Source organism: Micromonospora sp. II (assembly GCF_001709195.1).
In the GTDB taxonomy this organism is placed as follows: domain Bacteria; phylum Actinomycetota; class Actinomycetes; order Mycobacteriales; family Micromonosporaceae; genus Micromonospora; species Micromonospora chalcea.
Genome location: NZ_LYXF01000003.1, coordinates 74079 through 98949, shown reverse-complemented (window position 1 = coordinate 98949; position 24871 = coordinate 74079). Strand labels below are relative to the sequence as shown.

At 74.3% G+C, this 24871-nt stretch carries 23 protein-coding genes; 12 read left to right on the top strand and 11 right to left on the bottom strand.

From position 1 onward, the window contains the following. Positions 1–6 precede the first annotated feature (6 nt). The 3 genes from A8711_RS00495 (at position 7) to A8711_RS00485 (ending at position 2898) form a co-directional block, all read left to right on the top strand. The gene (locus A8711_RS00495) at positions 7–708 is read left to right on the top strand and encodes a cytidine deaminase (RefSeq protein WP_069087224.1); all 702 of its coding nucleotides are present in this window, start codon (positions 7–9) and stop codon (positions 706–708) included. A 140-nt stretch (positions 709–848) separates the two neighbouring features. Next, entirely contained in the window at positions 849–2129 is a 1281-nt protein-coding gene (locus A8711_RS00490) for a thymidine phosphorylase (protein WP_043326767.1), read from the top strand. Between the two features lie 88 nt (positions 2130–2217). Beyond that, positions 2218–2898, top strand: a complete 681-nt coding sequence (locus A8711_RS00485) for a DUF4272 domain-containing protein (RefSeq protein ID WP_043326765.1) — start codon at positions 2218–2220, stop codon at positions 2896–2898. A 6-nt stretch (positions 2899–2904) separates the two neighbouring features. Here A8711_RS00485 and A8711_RS00480 read toward each other — a convergent pair whose 3' ends face one another. Both A8711_RS00480 and A8711_RS00475 read right to left on the bottom strand, forming a co-directional pair. After that, entirely contained in the window at positions 2905–3756 is an 852-nt protein-coding gene (locus A8711_RS00480) for a putative RNA methyltransferase (RefSeq protein WP_069087177.1), read from the bottom strand. Between the two features lie 3 nt (positions 3757–3759). Further along, complete coding sequence (locus A8711_RS00475) at positions 3760–4245, bottom strand: MarR family winged helix-turn-helix transcriptional regulator (RefSeq protein WP_069087176.1); 486 nt, start codon at positions 4243–4245, stop codon at positions 3760–3762. 57 nt (positions 4246–4302) lie between these two features. On the opposite strand from A8711_RS00475, the gene A8711_RS00470 reads away from it, so the two are divergent. Genes A8711_RS00470 through A8711_RS00455 form a run of 4 tightly spaced genes read left to right on the top strand, consistent with a single transcriptional unit; the run spans position 4303 to position 7024 of the window. Next, complete coding sequence (locus tag A8711_RS00470) at positions 4303–4929, top strand: YitT family protein (RefSeq protein WP_069087175.1); 627 nt, start codon at positions 4303–4305, stop codon at positions 4927–4929. Continuing rightward, entirely contained in the window at positions 4917–5486 is a 570-nt protein-coding gene (locus tag A8711_RS00465; protein ID WP_069087174.1) for an NADPH-dependent FMN reductase, read from the top strand. Before A8711_RS00470 ends, A8711_RS00465 begins: the two co-directional genes overlap by 13 nt. Further along, on the top strand, positions 5483–5896 hold the full coding sequence (locus tag A8711_RS00460; RefSeq protein ID WP_069087173.1) for a PPOX class F420-dependent oxidoreductase: 414 nt from the start codon (positions 5483–5485) through the stop codon (positions 5894–5896). Before A8711_RS00465 ends, A8711_RS00460 begins: the two co-directional genes overlap by 4 nt. Positions 5897–5947: 51 nt before the next feature. Next, on the top strand, positions 5948–7024 hold the full coding sequence (locus tag A8711_RS00455; protein ID WP_043326756.1) for an adenosine deaminase: 1077 nt from the start codon (positions 5948–5950) through the stop codon (positions 7022–7024). On the opposite strand, the gene A8711_RS32650 is transcribed toward A8711_RS00455, so the two are convergent. Continuing rightward, entirely contained in the window at positions 7025–7363 is a 339-nt protein-coding gene (locus A8711_RS32650; RefSeq protein ID WP_223201242.1) for a hypothetical protein, read from the bottom strand. A 459-nt stretch (positions 7364–7822) separates the two neighbouring features. On the opposite strand from A8711_RS32650, the gene A8711_RS00445 reads away from it, so the two are divergent. The 4 genes from A8711_RS00445 (at position 7823) to A8711_RS00430 (ending at position 12962) form a co-directional block, all read left to right on the top strand. Next, a complete protein-coding gene (locus tag A8711_RS00445) occupies positions 7823–11488 on the top strand; it encodes a sensor histidine kinase (RefSeq protein ID WP_064447624.1) in 3666 nt (1221 codons plus the stop codon). Continuing rightward, positions 11485–11889, top strand: a complete 405-nt coding sequence (locus A8711_RS00440; RefSeq protein WP_013283992.1) for a roadblock/LC7 domain-containing protein — start codon at positions 11485–11487, stop codon at positions 11887–11889. Before A8711_RS00445 ends, A8711_RS00440 begins: the two co-directional genes overlap by 4 nt. Positions 11890–11989: 100 nt before the next feature. Continuing rightward, a complete protein-coding gene (locus tag A8711_RS00435; protein ID WP_030501200.1) occupies positions 11990–12367 on the top strand; it encodes a DUF742 domain-containing protein in 378 nt (125 codons plus the stop codon). 1 nt (position 12368) lies between these two features. Continuing rightward, the gene (locus tag A8711_RS00430; RefSeq protein ID WP_030501201.1) at positions 12369–12962 is read left to right on the top strand and encodes an ATP/GTP-binding protein; all 594 of its coding nucleotides are present in this window, start codon (positions 12369–12371) and stop codon (positions 12960–12962) included. Between the two features lie 120 nt (positions 12963–13082). Here A8711_RS00430 and A8711_RS00425 read toward each other — a convergent pair whose 3' ends face one another. The 3 genes from A8711_RS00425 to A8711_RS00415 all read right to left on the bottom strand — a co-directional run bounded on the left by A8711_RS00425 (position 13083) and on the right by A8711_RS00415 (position 17885). Beyond that, entirely contained in the window at positions 13083–14303 is a 1221-nt protein-coding gene (locus A8711_RS00425) for an ABC transporter substrate-binding protein (protein ID WP_069087172.1), read from the bottom strand. A gap of 134 nt (positions 14304–14437) precedes the next feature. Then, positions 14438–16855, bottom strand: a complete 2418-nt coding sequence (locus A8711_RS00420; RefSeq protein ID WP_069087171.1) for a transposase — start codon at positions 16853–16855, stop codon at positions 14438–14440. Positions 16856–16895: 40 nt separating this feature from the next. Next, positions 16896–17885 (bottom strand): hypothetical protein, encoded by a 990-nt coding sequence (locus tag A8711_RS00415; RefSeq protein ID WP_064447625.1) that lies wholly within the window; start codon positions 17883–17885, stop codon positions 16896–16898. Between the two features lie 115 nt (positions 17886–18000). Here A8711_RS00415 and A8711_RS00410 point away from each other — a divergent pair, with 115 nt between their 5' ends. Then, positions 18001–18342, top strand: a complete 342-nt coding sequence (locus A8711_RS00410; protein ID WP_043326746.1) for a PadR family transcriptional regulator — start codon at positions 18001–18003, stop codon at positions 18340–18342. 48 nt (positions 18343–18390) lie between these two features. On the opposite strand, the gene A8711_RS00405 is transcribed toward A8711_RS00410, so the two are convergent. The 5 genes from A8711_RS00405 to A8711_RS00385 form a co-directional block, all read right to left on the bottom strand. Then, positions 18391–19074: a permease prefix domain 1-containing protein gene (locus A8711_RS00405; protein WP_069087170.1), complete on the bottom strand. Its 684-nt coding sequence runs from the start codon at positions 19072–19074 to the stop codon at positions 18391–18393. Positions 19075–19142: 68 nt separating this feature from the next. Further along, positions 19143–20885, bottom strand: a complete 1743-nt coding sequence (gene cydC / locus A8711_RS00400) for a thiol reductant ABC exporter subunit CydC (protein ID WP_083296901.1) — start codon at positions 20883–20885, stop codon at positions 19143–19145. Next, on the bottom strand, positions 20882–22561 hold the full coding sequence (gene cydD, locus A8711_RS00395; protein ID WP_069087169.1) for a thiol reductant ABC exporter subunit CydD: 1680 nt from the start codon (positions 22559–22561) through the stop codon (positions 20882–20884). Before cydD ends, cydC begins: the two co-directional genes overlap by 4 nt. Further along, positions 22558–23565 (bottom strand): cytochrome d ubiquinol oxidase subunit II, encoded by a 1008-nt coding sequence (locus A8711_RS00390; protein WP_069087168.1) that lies wholly within the window; start codon positions 23563–23565, stop codon positions 22558–22560. Before A8711_RS00390 ends, cydD begins: the two co-directional genes overlap by 4 nt. A gap of 11 nt (positions 23566–23576) precedes the next feature. Then, entirely contained in the window at positions 23577–24824 is a 1248-nt protein-coding gene (locus tag A8711_RS00385; RefSeq protein ID WP_069087167.1) for a cytochrome ubiquinol oxidase subunit I, read from the bottom strand. Between the last annotated feature and the right edge of the window lie 47 nt (positions 24825–24871).

Sequence of the window (24871 nt, the reverse complement as noted above, 5' to 3'; positions counted from 1 at the left end):
GTCGTGATGGAGATCGACTGGGAGCGGCTGCGGGCCGCCGCCACCGAGGTCATGCGGCACGCCTACGTGCCGTACTCGAAGTTCCCGGTGGGCGCCGCCGCGTTCGTCGACGACGGCCGCGTCGTGGTCGGCTGCAACGTGGAGAACGCCGGATACGGCGTGACGCTCTGCGCCGAGTGCGGCGTGGTGTCGCAGCTGCACGCGACCGGCGGGGGCCGGATCGTGGCGCTGTCCTGCGTCGACGCCACCGGCGAGCCGCTGATGCCGTGCGGCAGGTGCCGGCAGTTGCTGTGGGAGCAGGGCGGGCCGGAGTGCCTGGTCGAGTCGAAGGGCGGGCCGCTGCGGATGGCCGAGCTGCTGCCGCACGCCTTCGACGTGGCCGACATCGAGGCGGTGACCGGCGAGCACCCGGTGCCGGTGGTGCCGGACCGGCTGGCCGCCTGGCGGGGCCGGGGCACCGTGTTCGTGCACCCCGACCTCTCGGCCGGACAGCAGGTTTGGACGGCGTACTGGGAGCGGTCCTCCGGCGGCGCCGAGGACGCCGAGACCGGCGTGCTGGAGGAGGGCTCGACCTGGGACGACCCGGCGAGCGCGATCGAGTGGGGGTTGGCGCGTACGCCGCGCGTGGTGGTGGTGGATGCTTCGGGCACTGTCTTCTGGGCCGGTGAGGGTGAGCCTCCGTCGGAGATTCCGGTTCGTTGGGGTTGAGCTGGGGGAATCGGGCCGAGGGTGCCCGGCTCCGGGCGGTCAGGCTTGATCCCTCCGCCGGTCACCCTCGGCCCGATTCCTCGACGGTCACCGTTCGCTGGTGGGTGCGACCAAGCGCGATTACTGATTGGATCTTGTAAGTGAGTGCTTTTACGGCGGTTGACGTCATTCGGGCCAAGCGGGACGGGGGTGTGCTGAGCGAGGGGCAGATCGACTGGGTGGTCGACGCGTACACGAAGGGTCTGGTCGCCGACGAGCAGATGTCCGCGCTGGCCATGGCGATCCTGCTGCGCGGCATGACCGCGCCGGAGATCGCCCGGTGGACCGCCGCCATGATCGCCAGCGGCGAGCGGCTCGACCTGTCGCCGGTGGCCCGCCCGACAGTGGACAAGCACTCCACCGGCGGTGTCGGTGACAAGATCACCCTGCCGCTGACCCCGCTGGTCGCCGCCTGCGGCGCGGCCGTCCCGCAACTGTCCGGCCGGGGCCTGGGCCACACCGGCGGCACGCTGGACAAGCTGGAGTCGATCCCGGGCTGGCGGGCGGCGCTCACGAACGACGAGTTCATCGCGCAGCTCCGCGACGTGGGCGCGGTGATCTGCGCGGCCGGCGACGGGCTCGCCCCGGCCGACCGCAAGCTGTACGCGCTGCGCGACGTCACCGGCACCGTCGAGGCGATCCCGTTGATCGCCAGCTCGATCATGAGCAAGAAGATCGCCGAGGGCACGGGCGCGCTGGTGCTCGACGTTAAGGTCGGCTCCGGCGCGTTCATGAAGAACGCCGACGACGCCCGCGAACTGGCCCGCACCATGGTCGAGCTGGGCGGCGCGCACGGCGTACGGACCGTCGCCCTGCTCACCGACATGTCCACGCCGCTCGGCCTGGCCGTCGGCAACGCGGTCGAGGTGACCGAGTCGGTGGAGGTGCTGGCCGGTGGCGGCCCGGCCGACGTGGTGGAGCTGACGCTGGCGCTGGCCCGGGAGATGCTCCACGCGGCCGGGCTGCCCGACGCCGACCCGGAGGCGGCGCTGCGCGACGGCCGGGCGATGGACGCCTGGCGGACGATGATCCGGGCGCAGGGCGGCGACCCGGACGCGCCGATGCCCACCGCGAACGAGGTCGAGGTGGTCACCGCGGCCGAGGACGGCTGGGTCGCGGAGCTGGACGCGTACGCGATCGGGGTGGCCGCCTGGCGGCTGGGCGCGGGCCGGGCCCGCAAGGAGGACCCGGTGAGCATCCCGTCCGGCGTGGTGCTGCACAAGCGACGGGGTGACCGGGTGCGTGTCGGCGACCCGTTGTTCGAGCTGCGCGCCGAGCACGCCGAGCGGATCCCGGCCGCGCTGGCCGAGGCGCGCGAGGCGGTGCGGATCGCGCCGGACGCGCCGGAGGCGACGCCGCTCGTCATCGAGCGGATCGGCTGAGGGCCATGGTGCCGGGCCGGTCGGAGTCGCTATCCTCCCAGGCCAGGGGGGACCGACCGGCGAGGACCCGAACAGACAGGGACTGACCGTGCGCGTATCCGCCCCCGACCCCCGGGCCGTCCGGGAGGCGAGCCTGGACGAGTTGTCCCGGCTGGGCCTGCCGCTGCCCCCGCCGCAGTTCCCGCTGGTCTGGGAGCCGGGCGACGAGATCGAGCTGCGTCCGACGCCGGAGGTCGAGGCCCGGATCGCGGTGCTGCACGTGATCCTGGCCCGCTGCTTCGGCATGCCCGCGCAGGCGGCGATGAGCTGGCTGCTGGAGTCGCACCTGGTCGATTCGGTGACGCCTCCGGAGTGGCAGTTCGTGATGGGCGGCCGGGGTGACCACAGGTCGTTCGTGCTGCACCACGACGCGCTGTTCTCGCTSGCCTGGGTGCTCGGGCTGGCCAAGGAGCTGGACCCGACGGTGCCGGTGGACGAGCGGCTGGTCGAGCGGATGCCGAACCTGGTGGCGGGGGAGACGTTCGCCCAGTGGCAGGCCCGGATCCTGGCCGCGCCGCAGCACCCCGGGGACGCCGCCGCGCTGCTCGACCTGCACTACTGCCTGGACTGGGCGTACCTGGAGACGGAGAAGGCCGGCGGCGCGCTGCCGGGCCTGGTGGACGCCAACGCGATCGGTCAGCGCCGGTGGGCGCTGGAGTGGGCGGTGGTGCTGCGCGGGCCGTACCACGACGAGCCGCCGGGCTGGGAAGAGGTCGACCTCTCCACCTGAGCCGGGTCAGCGCGGGCGGTGCACGCCGAGCCGGACCGAGAGCGTGACCGGGACCGGCTCGGGCAGCGCGGCGACGCGCGCGGCGAGCCGTTCCGGCTGGGCGTGCCAGGCGCTCGGTCCCATCCCGACGAGCGTGGTGACCTCGGCGCGGGTCAGCGCGAGGCGGGCCCGGTGCCCGGTTGCGGACTCCTCGCTGAAGTGGGCGCCGAGGCTGCCGGCGACCCGGTCGGCTTTGGCCGGGTCCACCCGCAGCAGGTCCAGCGCCTCGACCAGTTCGGCCAGGTGGTCGGCGGCCGGGGTGACGACGAGCAACGCGCCGCCGGGGTCGAGCACCCGGTGGAACTCCGGGCCGTTGCGCGGCGCGAACACGTTCAGCAGCACGGCCACCGACCGGTCGGCCAGCGGCAGGCGCTGCCAGGTGTCGGCGAGCGCGGCGGCGGCCCGCGGGTGGGCGCGGGCCGCGCGGCGCAGCGCCGGCTTGGAGACGTCCAGGGCCAGGCCGGCGGCCTCCGGCAGCGCCGCCAGCACCGCCGCGAGGTAATGCCCGGTCCCGGCGCCGGGCTCGACCACCAGGGGGTACGGGTCGACGCCCGCGACGCGTACCGCTGTGGTCGCGAGCGCGGCGGCGACGGCGTCGTAGTGGCCGGCGGCGAGGAAGTCGGCTCGCGCGGCGACCATCTCGGAGCTGTCCCCGGTGTGCGGGGAACGGCCGGCGAGCAGGTTGACGTACCCCTGCCGGGCGGTGTCGAAGCTGTGCCCGCGGGGGCAGCGCAGGGCGCGGGTGGTGCCGGCGGTGGCGGCGGTCAGCGGTTCGGCGCAGACCGGGCAGCGCAGCCGGGCGAGGATGCGGTCGTCCACGCCTCAGTCCTTCGCTTCCGGGCGGCCGGTGGGGCGGCCGGTGAGGTGGTCGACCACCCGGTGGCTGAGCGTGCCGAGCGCGGCCAGCTCCGCCGGGGTGAGCAGGTCGATCAGGTGCCGGCGTACGGCGGCGACGTGCCCGGGCGCGGCGGCTTCGACGGCCTGGCGCCCGGCCGGGGTGAGCGTGACGACCGAGCCGCGGCCGTCGGTGGCGCACTCCTCCCGGGTGACCAGGCCACGCTGCTGCATCCGGGAGATGTGGTGGGACAGGCGGCTGCGGGACCAGAGCATGCGGTCGGCCAGTTCGCTGAGCCGCAGCCGCTGCTGCGGGGTCTCGGACAGGTCGCTCAGGACGTCGTAGTCCGGCTCGGAGAGGCCGGCGTCCTGCATCAGTTCCCGGGCCAGTTCCAGGTCGAGCAGGCGTCGCATGCGGCGGTAGCCGCGCCACGCGCGGTCCTCCTGCTCGTCCAGCCAACGCGGTTCGTCCACGGACCGATCCTACCGGTGTTGTTGACATGTCACCAAGTTGCGGTCTAGCTTGATGACATGTCAACCAAACTGCCGTCGCGGCTGGTGCGGCTGTTCGCCGGCCTGGGCCTGTTCGGCGTCAGCGTCGCGCTGATGGTCCGCGCCGACCTCGGGCTCGCGTCCTGGGACGTGCTGCACCAGGGGCTCGCCGAGCGCACCGGCCTGCCGATGGGCCTGCTGGTCAACGGCGTGGCGCTGCTGGTGCTGCTGCTGTGGATCCCGCTGCGGCAGCGCCCGGGGGTCGGCACCGTGGCGAACGTCGCGCTCGTCGGCCTGGCCCTCGACGCGACGCTGGCGCTCCTGCCGCCGGTCGCCCCGCTCGCCGGCCGGATCGGCCTGCTGGTCGCGGGCGTTCTGCTCAACGGCCTCGCCACCGCGCTCTACCTCGGCGCCCGCCTCGGCCCCGGCCCGCGGGACGGGCTGATGACCGGCCTGGCCGCCCGCGGCCTGCCGCTCGGCCCGGCCCGCACCGCGATCGAGGTGACGGTGCTGGCCGTCGGCTGGCTGCTCGGCGGCGTCGTCGGCCCCGGCACCCTGCTCTACGCGATCGGCATCGGGCCGATCGTCGCCTGGCTCGTTCCCCGGCTCACCGCGCCGGCCCCGGCCGCCGCCCCGACAGGAGTGACCTCACCATGCCCCGCCTGAACGTCGTCGTCGCCAGCACCCGCCCCGGCCGGGTCGGCCGTCGCATCGGTGACTGGTTCACCGCCGCCGCCGTCCGCCACGCCGGCTTCGACGAGGTGCGCCTGCTCGACCTGGCCGAGGTCGGGCTGCCCTTCCACGACGAGCCGCACCACCCGTCCGAGCGGAACTACGTGCACGAGCACACCCGCGCCTGGAGCGCCGAGATCGACGCCGGGGACGCCTTCGTGCTGGTGATGCCGGAGTACAACTACGGCTTCAGCGCGCCGCTGAAGAACGCGATCGACTACCTCTACCACGAGTGGCAGCACAAGCCGGTGGGCTTCGTCAGCTACGGCATGACCTCCGGGGGCCTGCGCGCGGTGCAGATGATCAAGCAGGTGGTGACCACGCTGAACATGACCCCGGTCAACGACCAGGTGGTCGTCTTCCTCCGGCAGGCGCTGGACGAGTCGGGCGAGCTGCGACCCGACCCCGGCCGCGGGGAGGCCGCCGCGCTGATGCTGGATCAGCTCGCCCGGCTGGCCGCCGCGCTCGCCCCGCTGCGGGTGACCGCATGAGCGCCCGGCTGTGGGAGCTGTTCGGCGAGCGCGGGCGCGGGGTGCTCGTCACCCTGCGCCGCGACGGCCGGCCCCAGCTGTCCAACCTCGACTACCTGGCCGAGCCCGGCCTGATCCGCTGCTCCACCACCGACGGCCGGGCGAAGGTGCGCAACCTGCGCCGCGATCCCCGGGCCAGCTTCCACGTGACCACCGACGACGGCGGGGCGTACGCCGTGGCCGAGGGCACCGTGACGCTCACCCCGCCGGCCGCCGCCATCGACGACGCGACGGTCGACGAGCTGGTCGAGGTGTACCGGCGCATCCGCGGCGAGCACCCGGACTGGGCCGAGTACCGGGACGCCATGGTGGCCGACGGGCGGGTGGTCCTGCGGCTGGCGGTGGAGCGGGTGTACGGCTGGCGGCCCTGAACCGGCCCGGTCCACCGTCGCGCCCGTACCGGGGGTGACTAGGGTCGGAGCATGGTCGCAATCTCGTACGAGGACATCGTCAAGGTCCCGAAGGCGCTGCTGCACGATCACCTCGACGGCGGCCTGCGGCCCGCGACGATCGTCGAGCTGGCCGCCGAGGTCGGCCACGAACTGCCCACCACCGACCCGGCGGCGCTCGGCGTCTGGTTCACCGAGGCGGCGAACTCCGGCTCGCTGGAGCGCTACCTGGAGACGTTCGCGCACACGGTGGCGGTCATGCAGACCGCCGGCGCGTTGCGCCGGGTCGCCCGCGAGTGCGCGCTGGACCTGGCCGCCGACGGTGTGGTCTACGCCGAGGTGCGGTTCGCCCCGGAACAGCACCTGGAGCAGAACCTGACGCTGGACGAGGTGGTCGACGCGGTGGTCACCGGGTTCCGGGAGGGCAGCGCGCTGGCCGCCGAGGCGGGCACCCCGATCCGGATCGGCACGCTGCTCACCGCGATGCGGCACGCCGCCCGGTCGCAGGAGATCGCCGAGCTGGCCGTGCGGCACCGCGACACCGGGGTGGTCGGCTTCGACATCGCCGGCGCCGAGGCGGGCTTCCCGCCCACCCGGCACCTGGACGCGTTCGAGTACCTCCAGCGGGAGAACTTCCACTTCACCATCCACGCCGGTGAGGCGTTCGGCCTGCCGTCCATCTGGCAGGCGATCCAGTGGTGCGGCGCCGACCGGCTCGGCCACGGCGTACGCATCGTCGACGACATCACCCCTGGCAACCCGCCGGTGCTGGGCCGGCTGGCCGCGTACGTGCGGGACAAGCGCATCCCGCTGGAGCTGTGCCCGTCGTCGAACGTGCAGACCGGTGCCGCGGCCTCGATCGCCGACCACCCGATCGGGCTGCTGCGCGACCTGCGGTTCCGGGTGACTGTGAACACCGACAACCGGCTGATGAGCGGCACCTCGATGTCGCGGGAGATGGCGCTGCTGGTGGAGGCCTTCGGCTACGGCTGGAAGGAACTCCAGTGGTTCACCATCAACGCGATGAAGAGCGCGTTCATCCCGTTCGACGAGCGGCTGCGGATCATCGACGAGGTGATCAAGCCGGCGTACGCCGAGCTGATCGGCTGATCACGACTGGCGGGGGTGGCCGGAGAGCAGCGCGGCCACCCCGCGCAGCACCTGACCGGCCCGGGCCGCCTCGGCACCGAGCCCGGTCTGCCGGCGCAGCACGGCCGGCTCGGCGCGCAGCAGCGCGACCCCGCGCCGGAGCAGCACCCGGGGCGCCTTGCGCTGCTCGGCGAGGTCCCGGGCGAGGCGGCGCAGGAACGTCGCGCCGCGTGGGCGGCGCAGCGCGTACGCGCCGGCGAGCACGCCCTGCCGGCGGCACTCGGCCACGATCTCGGCGGCGAAGATCCCCTCGGCGACAAAGATTGGCGATCCGTCGATGTCGAATGGCCGGGTGGCCACCCTGCGGTCCGCGCCGATCGCATAAACCGGCACTTCGGCCTTGCCCTCCCGAGCCAGTCGGGTGATTGTTTGCACCGCCATGTCCGCATCCCAGGACAGTGGGGACTCCCAATCCACCTGTCCGTTCCGACGCGGACACGTAGGGTCGTCGCCGTCCTTGTAGAAGTCGTCCAGGCAGAGCACCGGAAGTCCGGTTCGCTGCGCTATGTATGACTTTCCTGACCCGGAGGGGCCAGCGAGCAGGACAACGCGATGCGGGTGTTCCATTACCTTCAGTGACTCCGGCCAGACGGATAGCTATCAAATTGCATCAACATCTCATCACACCTCCGGTGAGGGACAACCTGGTCTTTCTCTTTGCGGGGCGGCGTGATGGAATCTCGGAGGTCCGACCCGCCGGGTCGGTCGCTCGGCGTTGCCCTCAGGTGACGTCGGGCGCGGTAATGCGAGGGCGGTGACGTGAGCAAACGGCCAACGACGGCGGGCTCCTTCCTGTCGCGGCTGCGCCGGCCGATGAGTCGGCTGCGCGACATGCCGATCTGGTCCAAGCTCGGTCTGATCATGATCGTGCCGACCATCGCCACGGTCGTGGTGGGCACCAGTGGTCTGGTCGACCACCTGGAGACGCTCAACAATGCCAACCGTGCGGGGGACCTGGCCAATCTGATCGGCTACTCGGGTGACCTGATCGACACGGTGCAGGACGAGCGGGTCGGCGCCGTGCTCTTCCTCGGCGCGAAGGAGTTCCAGACCCGGGCGCAGTACCAGGAGGGCTACAACCGGGCCAACCAGCGGGTGGACCAGGCGAAGTCGCCGTACCTGCGGCAGCGTGGCGAGATCGACGACCTGCCGCGCAACTTCGTCGGGCTGCTGGACGCGATCGACACCCAGCTGAAGGACCTCCCGGCGACGCGCAGCCAGGTGCTGAACGGCAAGCTCAAGATCAATGACGCCGACCTGACCTACCGGCAGCTGATCGAGGACCTGCTCGCGATCCGCGACTCCGCCACCCAGCTCGCCGGCGACAACGACCTGAGTGACCGGATGCGCGCGGCGGCCGCTGTCGCCCGGCAGAAGGAATTCCTGACCCAGCGCCGCGTGGTCGTCCACCAGGCGATCACCCAGAACCAGTACACCCCCGCGCTGCGCGAGCAGTTCATCGCCAGCGGCACCGGCCAGTCGCAGGCGTTCGCGACGTTCCAGGCGGTAGCCACCGACCCGGACAAGCTGTTCTACGACCAGACCGTCTCCGGGCCGGACCTGCGCCGGGCGGAGCTCTACACGAGTTTCATCTCGGGCAACAACAGCGGCTCGATGGAGAACGCCCAGTTCGGCGCGGACCAGTGGGACCAGGCCATGGTCGCCAACGCGAAGCTGATGCGGACGGTGGAGTCCCGCCTCGACGGCAACGTGGTCCGGCAGGCCGACGCGCTGCGCTCGGACACCCAGCGCCAGGTGTTCCTGGAGACCGGCCTGCTGCTCACCATGCTGCTGCTGGCCATCCTGTTCGCGTACCTGGTCGCCCGCTCGATGGCCCGCTCGCTGCGCGACCTGCGCCAGGGCGCCCTGGCGGTGGCCCAGTACGGGCTGCCGCAGGCCGTCGCCCGGCTGCGTGACCCGCAGGTGACCGGCCAGCTCACCCCGGTGCAGCTGGCCAACCAGATCGCCGAGCCGCTGCCGGTGCGCAGCAAGGACGAGTTCGGCCAGGTGACCGAGGCGTTCAACGCCGTCCACCTGGAGGCCGTCCGGACCGCCGCCGAGCAGGCCGCCCTGCGGGCGTCCGTCGCGACCATGTTCGTCAACCTGGCCCGCCGCTCGCAGATCCTGGTCGACCGGCTGATCGGCCACCTCGACCGGCTGGAGCGCGGCGAGGAGGACCCGGACCGGCTGGCCGAGCTGTTCCAGCTCGACCACCTCGCCACCCGGATGCGCCGCAACGACGAGAACCTGCTGGTGCTCGCCGGCGCGGACTCCACGCGTGTGCAGCGCGAGCCCGCCGCCCTGATCGACGTGCTCCGCGCCGCCCAGTCCGAGGTCGAGCACTACACCCGGATCGAGTTCGGGGTGATCGACCGGGACATCGAGGTCGCCGCCCACGCGGTGAACGACCTCGTGCACCTGGTCGCCGAGCTGTTCGACAACGCGACCGCGTTCTCCCCGCCCGACTCCCAGGTCATGGTGGAGGCCCGCCGGGTCGGCGACCGTGCCTCCCTCTACGTGGAGGACCGGGGCATCGGCATCAGCCCGGAGCAGCTCCGGGACCTCAACGAGCGGCTGGCCACGCCGCCGCAGGTGGACGTCGCGGTCTCCCGGATGATGGGCCTGGTCGTGGTGGCGCGGCTGGCCGCCCGCCACGGCGTCCGGGTCGAGCTGCGACCGGGCACCGACCGGGGCACCGTCGCCGACGTGACGCTGCCCACCACGGTCCTGGTGCCGCGTGCCCTGGCCGGCCGTGGTCCGGGCGCGCCGGCCCTGCCGCCCGCCGCCCCGCAACAGAGCGGACCGACGCCCGCCTTCGGCGCCCTGGCCGCTTTCGGCAACAACAACCCGCAGAGCCTGCCGCCGGCCCCGCACCCGGGCGCCTCCGGCAACCAGGTCACGCTCGGCGGACGCGCCTTCGACCCGGCGCCGCGCAACGGCTCGGGCACCCCGGCGAACGCCGGTGGCGCTCGCGCCATGCCGGCCTGGTCCGACCTGACCGGCGCCAACCCGGGCGACGGGGACGGCGGGTTCGGCTCCCGGCCCTCGTCCGGTTCCGGGTTCGAGCCGCTGCCCCAGCGGCGCAACCCGGCCGAGGGCGACCCGGGCACCAGCGGCCAGCAGCCGGCGATCCCGCGCCAGCTGCCGAGTAGCCCCGAGGCGCGGCCCTACAGCCCGCCGCCGGTCTCCGCGCCGCCGGTCCCGCCGGTGTCGGCGCCGCCGCTGCCGCCGGTCTCCGGCGCCCCGGCCGCCGGCAACCCGCTGCCGTACCGTCCGGTCTCGGCCGCCCCGGTCTCCGGCGACCCGTTCTCCGGCCGTCCGGTCTCCGCGGCGCCGGTCTCCGGCGACCCGTACACGGGCCGTCCGGTCTCCGCCACGCCGGTCTCCGGGCAGCCCACGTCGGCCGCGCCGGTCTCCGGCCAGCCGGCCGCCGGCTACCAGGTCTCCGCGCCGCCGGCGAACCAGCTGCCGGCGCGACCGGTGACGCCCGGGCCGGGCGTCGGTGCGCCGCCGGTCTGGCCGCCGGTCACTCCGGCCCCGGCCCCCGCGGCGCCGGAACGGCCCACCAGCGGCATGGACATGACCACCGAGCTGCCCCGGGTGCCGCGCACGGAGATGCCGGCCACCGCGCAGCCCGCGACCGGCCAGCCGTCGGCCGCCGGCCCGGCGACGAACCAGCCGGCCGCCACCCCGGCGACCAACCGGCCGGCTGCCGCCCCGGCGGCGCGACCGGGCCCGGCAGCGCAGCAGCAGGGCAACCGCCAGCGGTACGCCGACGAGACGATGGAGCTGCCGATCTTCCGGGAGCTCGAGTCGGCGTGGTTCCGTACCCGCCGGCCCGGGCCCCACGAGGAGGCGGCGGCCCCGGCCCCGACGACGAACGGCGGCGACGCCACCCAGCAGTTCGCCAAGGTGGACACCGCCGGCCGGCCCGTGCCGCAGCCGACACCCGCAACGACAGGTAACGCACCGATGGCACACACTCCGACGGCCGGCGGAGCACCGCGTGACAACGGCGCGGCGAACGGGAACACCCGTCCCGCGTACGGCGGAGGGCTGCCCACCCGGCAGCCGACCGCGTCGCCGCAGTCCTCGCCCTGGCAGACCGCGGCCGACGACGGCTGGCGCGCCGCCTCGGCGGCCACCGAGGTGCCGGTCGCGGAGACCACCCAGAAGGGCCTGCCGAAGCGGAAGCCGATGGCGCAGCTCGTGCCCGGCAGCATCGACAAGCCTTCTGCCTCGGTGCAGCGGCGGACGCCGGAAGGCGTCCGGGGCCTGCTGTCGGCCTACCATCGGGGCGTGCAGCGCGGGCGTAACACCGACAGCAACACGACCGGCCCGGAGGGCACTCCGGGCGGGCAGCAGTCCTCGCAGTCTGGCTCAGGCCCGGTGGCCGGGAGCGGGCAGAAGGAGCAACAAGGATGACTACTACGCAGGATCTCGGATGGCTGCTCGCCAACTTCGCCGACCGGGTGCCCGGTGTGGCGCACGCGGTCGCGGTCTCGGCCGACGGCCTGCTTCTCGCCTCGTCCCGTGACCTTCCGCGGGACCGCGCCGACCAGCTCGCCGCGATCGCGTCCGGTCTGGTCAGCCTGACCCAGGGCGCGGCCCGCTGCTTCGAGGGCGGAGCGGTGTTGCAGACAGTCGTCGAGATGGACAACGGATTCCTGTTCCTGATGTCCATCTCCGACGGTTCGTCGTTCGCGGTGCTGGCGGCGCGGAGCTGCGACGTGGGTCAGGTCGGGTACGAGATGGCCCTGCTCGTGGACCGGGTGGGCGATGCCCTGACGCCGCAGCCGCGCACGGCTGTGGGGATGATGGGCTGAATGACGCGCTGGCCGGTGGGTCAGGTGCGGGAACAACAACGACAGCGACGGATGTCACCGGGGCGAGCCGGTGCCGGGTACGAGGGAGGTGAGCGGCGACATGGCGGATCGTGACGAGCCGACCGGCGCATTGGTCCGGCCGTACGCCGTCACCCGTGGTCGTACCCGTCCCCGGCTCGACATCGCCCTGGAGGCGCTCGTCGAGACGACGGTGCGCGGCCGAGCGGTTGCCACTGGCAATGGTGGCCACGGTCGTGAACACCAGTACATCGCCGCGTTGTGTGACGGACGTGTGCAGTCGCTCGCCGAAATCGCGGCGCGGATGCAGCTTCCGCTCGGCGTGGCCCGGGTGCTCATCGCCGACATGGCGACGGACGGCCTGGTCGCGGTCCACGAGCCGACCATTTTGGACGACTCCGACGACGCGGTGGGCACTGAACTGCTGGAGAGGGTGCTGAGTGGACTTCGCAGGCTCTGACATGTCGCACCGGCCGCCGGCCCCGAGCGGCCGAGTGACGTCGGCGAAGATCGTTATCGCCGGTGGGTTCGGCGTCGGCAAGACGACGCTGGTCGGCTCGGTCTCCGAGATCACGCCGCTGACCACCGAGGCGATCATGACCTCCGCCGGTGTCGGCGTCGACGACACCCGGCAGGTGCCGGGCAAGACGACGACCACGGTGGCGATGGACTTCGGTCGTATCTCGATCGACCGGGATCTGATCCTGTACCTGTTCGGTACGCCGGGTCAGACGCGGTTCTGGTTCATGTGGGACGAGTTGGTTCGGGGTGCGATCGGCGCTGTGGTGCTGGTCGACACCCGGCGGCTCGCCGACTGCTTCGCCGCCATCGACTTCTTCGAGCACCGGCGGCTGCCGTACCTGGTGGCCATCAACTGCTTCGACGGCATGCAGTACCACGATCCGCAGGACGTCCGGGACGCGTTGGCGATCTCCCGCGACGTGCCGGTGGTGCCGTGCGACGCCCGTAACCGGGAGTCCACGAAGCACGTGCTGATCTCGCTGGTCGAGTACGTGCTCACCATGCGGCGCTCGCGGGCCGTCGCACCCGCCTGACCGACGCGCGGAAGCGCCCGGCGGCCTGAGGCCACCGGGCGCTTCTTGCCGTCCGGGGACGGACACGGTACGCGGTCGCCCGGTGACCTCCAGGAAGGAATCGCCGGGCGGCGCTCCGGGTCAGCCGAGACGCGTCCAGCCGCCCCGGTAGACCTGGTAGACGGCGAGCGAGTCGGGTTCCATGCCACCGTGCCGCGCGGCGGTGAACGCGTACCCGCCCGCGATGCCCTGGACCGCCTGCGCCTGGAGCAGCGCCCGCAGGCGGCCCCGGTCCAGGCTCGTCGCCATCCGCGCCGACCACGCGAGGAGCTGGAGGGCGTCCGAGGCGTACGGGGCGAAGCCGGGGCTGCCGCCGTGCCGCTGGGTGTAGCGGGTGGCGAAGTCCCGCCGGGCCAGCTGCGCCGTGGTGGTGGCGGTCACCGCGGAGATGTCCAGGCAGGCCGGGTGCACGGCGTATGCGCCCTCCACGGCGGCGGCGTTGGCCCCCTGCACGGTGTCGTCGGCGACCGCGCCGGCGTCGAAGAAGATCGGGCCGCGGTGCCCGGCGGCGCGCAGCTCCCGTGCCGCGGCGCCGGAGTCCGGCGCGGTGGCCCAGACGACCACGCCGTCCCGCTCGCCACCAGCGACGCGGTCGGCGGCGGCGCGGAAGCGCCGGCCGGTCGCCGGCAGGCGTACCGTGCGGGCCAGGTCGGTGCTGCTGTCCGCGAGCGCCTCCCGCATCGCCCGCACACCCGAGTCGCCGTGCAGCCCGTCGGCGGCGAGCAGGGACACCTTCCGGACCTTCATGGACTCGAACAGCTCCACCAGGCGGCTTGCCATGTCCACGGCGTCCGGCGTGAGCTTGTAGGTGAACGTGCGCTCGTCGAGCGGCAGCACGATGCGGTCACCGTAACCGAGCGAGAGGAACGGCGTCTTGACCTGCTGGGCGGCCGTCGCCAGGGCCACGGAGGTCTCGCCGAGCACGCCGCCGATCAGGGCCTGCGCGCCGGCCCGGGTCAGCTCGGCGGCATGCCGGGCGGCGACCTGCGGGTTGCTGCCGTTGTCCAGGATCTGGAGCCGGACCGACCGGACCAGGTTCCCGACCGGGATGCCGGTGCGGTTGAGCGAGTCGGCGGTGAGCTGCAGGGCCTGCCGCTGGGCGACGCCGAGCACCGATCCCGCGCCGGTCAGCTCCAGGCTCGCCCCGACGATCAGATCCTGGTCGCTCGGCGCGCTGCTGGACGGGCCGTCCTCCGGCCGCTGGCCCTGCGGCGCGCAGCCGGCGAGCAGCACGCTCCCGGCCGCGGCGGCGAGGACGCCCCGCCGGGTGAGCACAGTGGAGTCGAACGCCGGTGTCGCCATTGGAATCGCCTTCCCACCCCGGCGAACAGGCGCCGCCGCTGGTCCGCCGGGTATGTTCCCGGCCGGTCCAGCCCAGCGTCAAATCACCCAGGTGTGGGATGAAACACCCCACTCGTGGGCCTGGCGGACTCTGATCAGGAGCGGTAACCGGCCGAGCGGTACTCGTACTCCCGGTCGTCCTCGCGGTCCCCGGTGTCGCGGGTGAAGTCCCAGCCGCCGGCCGCCTCACGGCCCGGACGGCCGCCCACGGCGAAGCCGCCGATCTCCTGGCCACGCCGCCAGCCCCGGAAGTATCCGGTGGTGTTCTCGGCCAGGCTCGCCGCGTTCCGGACGATCCGCAGGGGACGCTCCTCGCGCAGCGGGGAGCCCGGCACCAGGTTGGCCTGCGGCACCCGCTTCGGCAGGCCGGCCTTGGTCTCCGCGCCGACGGACGGGCGGGCGGCCTGTTCGGCCGCCTGCCAGCCGGTGTCAGCGGTGCTGGACCACTCCAGGTCGGCCTCGTCCCCGTGCCCGACGAACCAGGCGGACTTGGCCTGCGCGAAGATCAGCAGGTCACCGTCGCCGTCGTCGGAGACCGGCGGCGGGCGGTGCTCCTTCGGCGCCGGACGCCGCTCGGGCGGGGCGGTCATGGGCACGCGGCCCGGGTCGCCCTGGTCGACCAGACGCAGCGGCGGCGTGTCCAGCCCGGGATCGGCCTGCCGGCTCATCTCGTCGCGCAGCGCCCGGTCGGCCAGCGGCGGAGGCTCCACCAGCCGCAGCATCGGCGGCTCCTGCGGAAGGTCGTCGGCGAGCCACGGCGGCGTGACCCGGCCCGGGTCGCTCGGCGCGTCCACGCCCCGTCCGTACGGGTAGGTGGTGCCCTCCCGCTCCCGGGCGGTGTCGTCCTCGTTGTTCACGAGCGGCCAGTTCGCCCGGGAACCCGGCGGGGCTGCCTCCGGCGCCGGTGGGCGCGGGGCCGGTGGGCGCGGGGCCGGCACCGGGATGCTCAGGTCGGTGGCGCTGAACCCGCCGGTCGGCGGTTCCTGGTGCGGATTGGTCTTCGGGCGGGGCGGGATGACGGTGCGCTGCCGCTCCGCCCGCGCCTTGTTGATCGCCGCGGTGGTCAGCGTCGGCCGGAACGGCTCGCCGGCCTCGGCCGGCGGCACGGCGCCGCGCGGCGACGGGGCGATCGGGGTGATGCCGGGCGGCGGCGGAGGCGGCGCGGAGATGGGCCGGTTGGTGGGTCCGTCCACCCGCGACGGCAGCGGCGCGCCGGTCGGCTCGGGCCGGGACGGCGGCGCGGAGGCCGGACGGCCCAGCGAGGCAGCCGGAGCCACGGGAGTCACCGGGGCCGGAGCGACCGGCGGAGGCGTGACCGGGGCGGGAGCGACGGGTGGCGGGGCGAGCGGCCGGGGCGTCGTCGTGGCGGCCGGGCCGGAGACCGGCTCGGGCCGGCCGCGGCGCCCGCCGGGAATCGGCTCCGGGCGGCTGCGCCGTCCGGCCGGCTCGGGTGCGCCGGCCGGCTCGGGACGACCACGGTGTGCCGGCTCGGCGGCCGGCTCCGGCTGGACCGGCCGCACCGCGCGCAGGTCGGTGGCCGGGGCCAGCTCGTCGACCTGCTCACCGCGTCGGGCGGCGGCCCGGCGGCCGGTGGCGGGCGCGGGAGCGGTGCGTTCGGCGAGCGCGCCCACGAGCGCGTCGCATCCGGCGTCACAGGTCCGGACCGAGGCGACCGCCTGCCGTACCGTCTCGGCGACGGCGGCGGTGAGCGTCCGGTTGACGGTGGCCCGCCGGGGTGTCTCGGAGATGGCGACCCGCAGCGCGGTCACCGCGTCGGAGATGTCGCCCGCGTCCGCCAGACCCTCGGCGGCCAGCTGCGCGACCACCGCGTCGGCGGTCAGCCCGCCGTCGCGGCCACGGGCCGCGGAACCGGTGAGCATCCCCGGCTCGGGCAGCGCGTCGAGAACCGCGAGGGCGACCCGGTCCGCCGGGTCCGGATACGCGCGCAGCGCGGCCGGGTAGAGCTCGCGGAGCACCTCGCGCAGCGTCACCGCGGCCGAGTGCCGGCCGCTCGCCAGCGCCGCGTGCGCGGCCAGGACCTGCGTGTATCCGGCTAGCTCACGCGGCGCCGGGAGGGTCACCGCGGAGAGCGCGCCGGCCTGCAGCGCGCGGGCCAGCCCGACCGCGCGGCGCTCGGCGGGCGGGGACTGCATCTCCTCCAGGGAGTCGTCGTCGGCGAAGCGCTCGGCGAAGTCGTCGACCGAGTCGTCGTCGGCGATCGCCAGCGGACGGCCGGCGGCGCTCAGCAGCGAGGTGACGATGTGGTCGTCGCTGTCCGCGGCGATGGCCGCGCCGCTCGGACCGCCGGACCGCTCCACCAGCAGCGCGACCAGCTGGGCGTACCCGGCGGCCTCGTCGGCGATCTCACAGACGTGCAGCAGACGGCCTGCGTCGTCGACCACAGCGGACGTCAGCGTCGTTCCGGCCGAAGCCGTTCGGTCGGCCGGATCTGCCGAGGCCAGACCGCAGTACACGCGCACGAGCGCCACGGCGTCGTCCTCCTCCCGGGACACAGGTCTTGCTCTGCCAGAGACTGATGCTCCCCGCTCCGGGTCAGTCGCGCCAGTCCACAACCGCAGAGATCTTGCCGACAATGGTGCGCCAACCCAAACTTGCGGTTTGTGCCCCGATTTTCTTCAGCCGGCGCCGACCCAGGAAACCACCGATTCCGCCGTTGACGGAAGCCCGCAGCGCCTCGTCCAGATCGTCCAGGCTCGAGCCGGCGGAGAGCATGTCCAGCACGGCGGGTAGCCGCAGCGCGTACGCCAGGTCACGGGCGATCTCACCAGCTTCGATGAGTAGCTCGTGGTCCCATGCGTCGTGGCCGCCGCGCAGGTTCTCCACCACCAGGTCGAGTTCGTAGGTGTCCTCGTCCAGCGGGGCGATGTCGGCCGGTTCCAGCCGTTCGGACAATTCATTCCAGCTGTCCAGTTGGGACAGGTCGTTGGGCGCGCCGGAACGGATGAAAGAGACCAATGACTCCGGGGTCTTGAACAGCAGGAGCCGGCCCTTGTGGGTGAGGAAGACCGGCACCTCCTCGTCGCCCGCGGCGTCCTCGTCCTCGTCGTCGTCCTCTTCGTCCTCGGACTCGGCCTTGTCCTCGGTCGCGTCGTCGTCCGCCTCGCCCTTGCGGCGCCCCTTGGCGGCCTTCTCGGCCTTGTCGTCGTCCTCGTCGTCCTCCTCGGCGGAGAGGGCGGCGAACTCCTCGTCGAGGATCACCACCTCCTCGTCGTCCTCGGTCTCGACGACCTGGCGGCGGGCCAGGAAGGGGTCGTCCTGGTCGCGCTCGGCGACGTCGGTCGGGGTCAGCTCGCGCGCCGGCCGGTACGCCCGCAGCGTGAAGCCGGTGCCGGCGGGCAGCGCGATCTCCACCGGGTCGATCCGCACCTCGTCCCAGAGCGCGCGGTCCGCCGGCGGGCGGTCCGCCTCGACCTCGTCGGCTGCGGCGGGCGCGTCGGTGTCGTCGAGCTCGGGCTCGTCGGCGTCGGGCCGTTGGGGCGACTGGCGGGCCACGCTGACCTCCGTGTGCGTTCGGTTGCCCACCCGGCGGCGTCGCGCCGCCGAGTGACTCTGCGCACATACCCTAGTGGGCGAACCGTTGCGGCCGGGAGCCGCACCCCTTGGCGTTCCGGAGGATCGACAAGTAGCGTTGCTACGCATGAAGGCGCAGGCGCTGCACGGACACCTCGACGCGCTGCTGCTCGCCGTGCTGGAACAGGGCCCGCGACACGGCTACGCGATCATCGAGGCGTTGCGTGCCCGCAGCGGCGGGACGCTGGATCTGCCCACCGGCACCATCTATCCGGCGCTGCGTCGGCTGGAGCGGGCCGGGCTGGTGGCGAGCACGTGGAGCACAGTCAACGGCCGGGAGCGCCGCACCTACGAGCTGACCGAGGCCGGTGGCCGGGCGCTGGTGGGGGAGCGGGCCGGCTGGCGCGAGTTCAGCGCCACCGTCGGCCGGTTCCTCGGGGCGGACGAGCCGCCCACGGCCCCGGCCTGAACCCCGCCGGCCGGACCGGTGGGCCGGCCGCTCGGGCGGCCGACCGGCTCAGCCGGCCAACCGCCGCTCGGCGAGCACCCAGCAGCGGGCGGCCCGGACCAGTGCGAACCAGGCCGCGGACACCACCGTCGCCCCGATGATCATCGGGGGCCAGGTGAGCGCGGCGTCCCACAGCCCGACCGACCAGCCGAACAGCGCGCCGCCGGCGGTCACGCCGAGCGCCAGGGCGCCGGTCAGACCGAAACCGATCAGCCGGGCCGGACGGACGAGCCGGGGCGACCCCCACCGGGYGGTGAGCGGGCCGACGAGCAACGCGGCCAGCGCCAGCGCGGCGATCACGCCCCAGATGACGTTCAGCCCGGCGGAGAGCAGCAGGTAGCTCGCCGGCGGCGGGGGACCGCCGCTCCAGCTCGACCCCTGCCAGGTCAGGTCACCGGCGGCGATCAGCACCACCGAGATCAGGAGCGTGCGCAGCGCCAGCCCGCGCAGCGCGCCGGTGGCCAGCTCGGCTTGGAACTCCGGCACGAGCTGCCGGTCGCTGCCGAACTCGGCGACCGCCCGCCGCTCCGCCTCCGCGCGCGGCAGGCCCTCCTCCCGGTACGCCTCGACGGCGTCCTCCAGCGCGTGCCGCGTCTCGGTCAGCAGGTCGGCCTTGAGCCGGTCCGGCCCGTACAGGCGCCCGGACAGCTCGCGCAGCCGGCGGTCGACCACCGCCTCGTCATGGACCCGCATGCGCACAAGCCTGCCATCGGGGGACGGGCTACCGCGTCAGGGAAAACCCCGATCGGATTCAGTGCGCGCTACGGCGTGACCGCCAGGTAGCCGCGTTCGGCCGTCTGCTGCCGCAGCCACTGCTCCCGGTACCACCCGGGGCGTGCCACCAGCTCGTCGTGCCGGCCGCGCTGTACCACCCGGCCGCCGTCGAGCACCACGATCTCGTCCAGCCCGGCCAGGCCGCTGAGCCGGTGGCTGATCAGCAGCACCGAGTGCCCGGCCGGGGTGGCGGCGAGCGTGGAGTCCAGCACCGCGTCGGCGGCGGACGGGTCGAGCCCTTCGGTCGGCTCGTCGAGCACCAGCACCGGCGGGGCGGCCAGCAGCGCGCGGGCCAGCGCGAGGCGCTGCCGCTGCCCGCCGGAGAGCTGCCCGCCCTGCTCGCCGACCACTGTGTCCCAGCCGTCGGGCTGTTCGCGTACCCATTCGAGCAGGCCGGCCGCCCGGGTCGCGGCGACCAGGTCCGCCTCGGTGGCGTCCGGACGGCCGAGGAGCAGGTTCTCCTTGACCGTGGCGTGGAAGACGTACGCCTCGGCGAGCAGGCCGCCGACCACCCGGGGCAGGTGCTCGTCCGGGATCCCGGCCACCGGCACGCCGCCTACGGTGACCCGGCCGGTGTCGGGGCGTACCGCGCCGGTGAGCACGGCGGCGAGCGTGCTCTTGCCGGCGCCGCTCGGCCCGACCACCGCCACCCGCCGGCCGGCCGGCAGGTCGAGGTCGAAATCGGCCAGCGCGGGGGCGGCCCCGGTCCGGTAGCGGACCGTCACGTCGGCGAACCGTACGTCGTGGCCGTCGATCGCGGGCTCCGGCGCGCTCGTCGGCGGCGCCGTGGCGGCGGGCTCGGCCAGCAGGTCGGCCACCCGGGCCAGCCCGGTCCGGAGCTGGGCGCGCTGGCGGGCCGCCGCGACGAGCGCGAGAGCCACCTCCACGGCGGCGAGCGACCCGACCGCGAGGACGCCGACGAGCACCCCGCCGACCCCGGCCCGCAGCGCGACGGCCACCACCGCGGCGGCGGTGAGGCCACCCACGAGTACGCCGGTCGCGTCCACCGCGAAGCCGGTAGCGGCGAGCCGGCGTTCCAGCTTCGCCAGCCGCGCGCCCCGGTTCTCGGCGGCGGCGAGCGCGGCGCCGGTGGCCCCGAACGCGGCCAGGTCGGCGGCGCCGTGGGTGAGGTCGACCGCGTCCACCGCGAGCGCGCCGCGCAGCGGGGCTACCTCGTCGGCGGCGCGGCGGGTGAGTCGGGTGGCCAGCGCGGGCAGCGCCGCGCCGGCCACCAGCAGGCCGATCGCGAGCACACCGGCGGCCGGCGGTGAGATCAGCGCGGCGACGCCGACGGCGAGCACGCTGACCACCGCCGCGGCCGCGCCCGGTACGAGCACGCGCAGGAGCAGGTCCTGGGCCGCCTCCACGTCCGACACCAGGCGGCTCAGCGCGTCCCCGGTACGCCGGCCGGCGTCGCGCCGGGCGGCGAGCGTGGCGAACACCCGGGCCCGTACGTCGGTGATCATGCGGAGCACGGCGTCGTGCCCGGCGAGCCGTTCGGTGTACCGCAGCACGCCCCGGCTGACCGCCAGCGCCCGGACCGCGACGATGGCCACCGTCAGCCGGTCCAGCGGCGGGCGGCCGGCGGCGCTCATCAGCAGCCAGGTGGCGGTGGCCATCAGCGCCAGGCCGGCGAACTCGGTGGCGGCGGCGAGCAGCCCGGCGCCGAGCAGCCGGCTCAGGTACGGCCGGGCCAGGCGCAGCACCGCCCGTTCCGCGCCGGGGATCATCGGGCCACTCCCGGTCCGGTGGCGGTCGGGTGCAGTTCGGTGACCCGGCCGTCCTCGACGCGCAGGATCCGGTCGGCGTCGGCGAGCAGCGCGGGCCGGTGCGCGACGAGCAGCGCGGTACGTCCGGCGACCAGCCGCCGGGTCGCGTCCAGCACGACCGCCTCGCTGGCGCTGTCGAGCCGCGCGGTCGGCTCGTCGAGCAGCACGATCGGCGCGTCCCGCAGGAACGCGCGGGCGAGCGCGACCCGCTGCCGTTGACCGCTGGACAGGCCGTGGCCGCGTTCGCCGAGGCGGGTGTCCAGCCCGTCGGGCAGGGCGTCGACCACCTCGTCCAGCGCGGCGTCGGCGACCGCGGCGGCGAGCACGTCGTCCGGGGTGTCCGGCGCGCCGAGGCGGATGTTGTCGGCGAGCGACCCGGCGAACAGGTGCGCCCGCTGCGGCACCCACGCCAGTTCGCGCCGCCAGGCGTCCAGGTCGACCCCGGCCAGGTCCACGCCGTCGACGGTGACCCGGCCGGAGGTCGGTGCGACGAAGCCGAGCAGCAGGTTGAGCAGCGTGCTCTTGCCCGCGCCGCTGGGCCCGATGACGGCGATCCGGTCGCCGGGCCGGATGGTCAGCGTGACGTCGCGCAGCGCTGTGGTCCGGTCGTACGCGACGCTCACGCCCTCGAAGCGGATCTCGCCCCGGCCGCCCGGCGTGGGACGGCGGGGTTCGGTGGTGGCGGGCGCGTCGGTGGCGGAGAGCGTGAGCGCCTCGTCCAGCGCGGTGAGTCCTTCCATGCTGGCGTGGAACCGGCTGCCCGCCGCACGCAACGGCAGGTACGCCTCCGGGGTGAGCAGCAGCACCAGCAGCGCGGTGGAGAGCGTGAGGCCGCCGCCGAGCAGCCGGATGCCGACCGGCACCGCGACGAGCGCGACGGAGAGCGTGGCGACCAGTTCCAGCACCAGCGCGGACAGGAACGCGATGCGCAGCGTCTTCATGGTGGCCTGGCGGTGGCCGTCGGCCATCCGGCGTACCACGTCGACCTGCCCCTTGGACCGGCCGAACGCGCGCAGCGTGGGCAGCCCGGCCACCATGTCGAGGAAGTGCCCGCCGAGCAGCGACAACCGGCGCCACTGCCGTTCGGTGGCGGCCTGCGCCTGCCAGCCGAGCAGCGCGCCGAAGATCGGGATGAGCGGGATGGTGAGCGCGATGATCAGCGCCGAGCTCCAGTCGGCGAACACGATCCGGGCCAGCACCGCCACCGGCACCGTGACGCTCAGCACGAGCTGCGGCAGGTAGCCGGTGAAGTAGGGGTCCAGCGCGTCCAGCCCGCGCCCGGCCAGCGTGGCGAGCTGCCCGGCCCGCTGCCCGGCGACCCAGGTGGGTCCGTGCCGGCCGACCGCGCCCAGCAGGTCGGCGCGCAGCGCCGCCTTGACCGTCGCGGCGGCCCGCGCCGCCACTGTGCCCTGCGCCCAGCTCACCAGCGCCCGCCCGGCGGCCGCCGCCACGAGACCGGCCAGCGCCGGCCGGTGCAGCCGCCCGTCGAACGCGGTGGCCAGCAGCGTCGCCAGCGCGGTCGCCTGGGCGATCACCAGCAGCGCGGTCAGCCCGCCCAGCGCCGCGAGCACGGCAAGGTCGCGCCGGGCCGCGGGGACCCGACGCAGCAGACGCGGGTCGAACGGGCGGCGGTTCACCAGTACACCGGTGCCCTGCCGTCGATCCGTCCCCGGAACACCCACCAGCACATCGCCTGAAAGCCTAGTAGGGCCGGCACGAGCGGTAACGCGAGCCATCCCAACAGTGCCAGCGTCGGACGGCCGGCGRCCGCCTCGGCCACCGTCAGCGAGGCTGCCGGGTCGGCCGTGGAGACCAGGATCCGGGGCCAGAGCGCGGCCCCGACCAGCGGCGCGGGCAGCGCCAGCGCCGTCGCGGTCGCGGCGAAGGCCACACCGGCCCGGCCCCGCCGCAGCGCCGCGCGGGCCGTCAGCAGCGCGGCCACGAGCGCCAACGGCAGGAGTACGGCCACAGCCGGGCGCGCCACCGCGGCGCGTACCCGATCGGAGAGCACGCCCAGGACGGTGGCCGCGCCGACCGCGACGAGTGCGGCGGGCACCAGGCCGGCGGCTAGCCGGCCGAGGGCCGGGGCCTCGGCGGCGGGCAGCCGGAGCGTGAGGAACGTCGCACCGTGCACCGCCACCAGCGCGAGCAGCGCCAGCCCGGCGGCGGCGACGAACGGGGTGGCGAGATGACCGACACCGACCACGTGCCCGTCGGCGCTCAGCGGCACGCCCTGGAGCAGCCCGCCGAGCACCGCGCCCCAGCCCAGCGCGGCGAGCACGCTGCCGACCACAACCACCCGGTCCCAGCCGGCGCGCGCCGTTCCGGCGACCGGGCGGCTGCGCAACTGCACCCCGGCGGTCACCAGCACCACCCCGGCCAGCGCGGCGAGCACCGCCGGGTAGAAGCCGGAGAGCAGCTCGCCCTCCAGCCGGGGGAACGCGCCGAACAGGATGCCGACGGCCGCCACCAGCCAGACCTCGTTGCCGAGGAAGAACGGCCCGAGCGCGGCGAGCGTGGCTCGGCTGCCCGGCGTCGGGCCGCGCCGGGCCAGCAGCAGGCCGACGCCGTAGTCGTAGCCGCCGAGCACGAGGTAGGTGGCGAAGAAGAGGCCGAGCAGGGCGTACCAGGCGAGTTCCACGGCGGGCTCCCTCAGACGAGCACTGGCTGGTGGTGGGGGTCGGTGTCGGGCGCGGGTGGTCGGCCGAGGGCGGGGTCGTACGCGCCGCGCGCGGCGTGCCGGGCCAGCAGCGTCCAGTTGGTCACCGCGAGCGCGCCGAGCAGCAGGCTGAACCCGATCAGCGAGGCGAGCATCAGCCCCGGCGAGACCGGGGAGACGGCCTGCGCGGTGGGCAGCAGCCCGTACGCGGCCCAGGGCTGGCGGCCGACCTCGCGGGCGATCCAGCCGAGCAGCATCGCCACGAACGGCAGCGGCAGGCCGAGCAGGATCAGCCAGAGCGGGAACCGCAACCGGATGATCCAGTCGCGCCAGAGCAGCGGCAGCAGGAGCCAGAGGGCGCCGAGCGTGAAGCCGATCAGGATCATGAAGCCGAGGCCGACGTTGGAGAGCACCGGCGGATCCCAGTCGCCGGGGCCGAACCGCGCGGTCCAGTCGGCGACGAGCGCGTCGCGCTCCGGCCCGCCGCCGAACTTCGTCGGCTGGAGCTGCGCGACCGGGCCGAACTGGGCGAAGCCGAAGCCCTGGAGCGTGCTGACCGCTAGCGCCGCGGTGACCAGGCCGAGGCGCAGCGAGGTGCGGAACAGCGCGTAGTCGCTGGTACGCCGCAGCAGGTGCCACGCGCTCACCGCGGCCATCAGCAGGCCGCCGGTGACCAGGCTCGCCGAGATCACGTGGCCGAACGCCATGCCGAACGTGGGATTGGTGAGCAGCGCGCCGAAGTCGGTGAGGTGGGCGACGCCGTCGCGGACCTCGTACCCGACCGGGTTCTGCAGCCAGGCGTTCGCCACCATGATCCAGAACGCCGAGGCGTACGCGGTGATCGCCACGCCCCAGAGCAGCGCCAGGTGTACGCCGCGCCGCAGCCGGTGCCACCCGAAGATCCACATGCCGAGGAACGTGGACTCCAGGAAGAACGCCACCAGCGTCTCGATGGCCAGCGGCGCCCCGAACACGTTGCCGACGTAGCGCGACAGCCCGCTCCAGTTCAGCCCGAACTGGAACTCCATCACGATGCCGGTGGCGATGCCGAGCACGTAGTTGATCACGTAGAGCTGGCCCCAGAACCGGGTCAGCCGCTCGTACACCGGTTTGCCGGTGAGGAAGCCGGCCGTCTGCAACCCGACCAGCAGCGTGACCAGGCCGAGCGTGACCGCCACGAACAGGAAATGGATCGAGGTGGTGGTGGCGAACTGGAGGCGGGCGAGGAGCAGCGGATCCACTGTCGTCCTCCCATGGGTCGACTCTCTTGTCGTAGCCAACCTACACG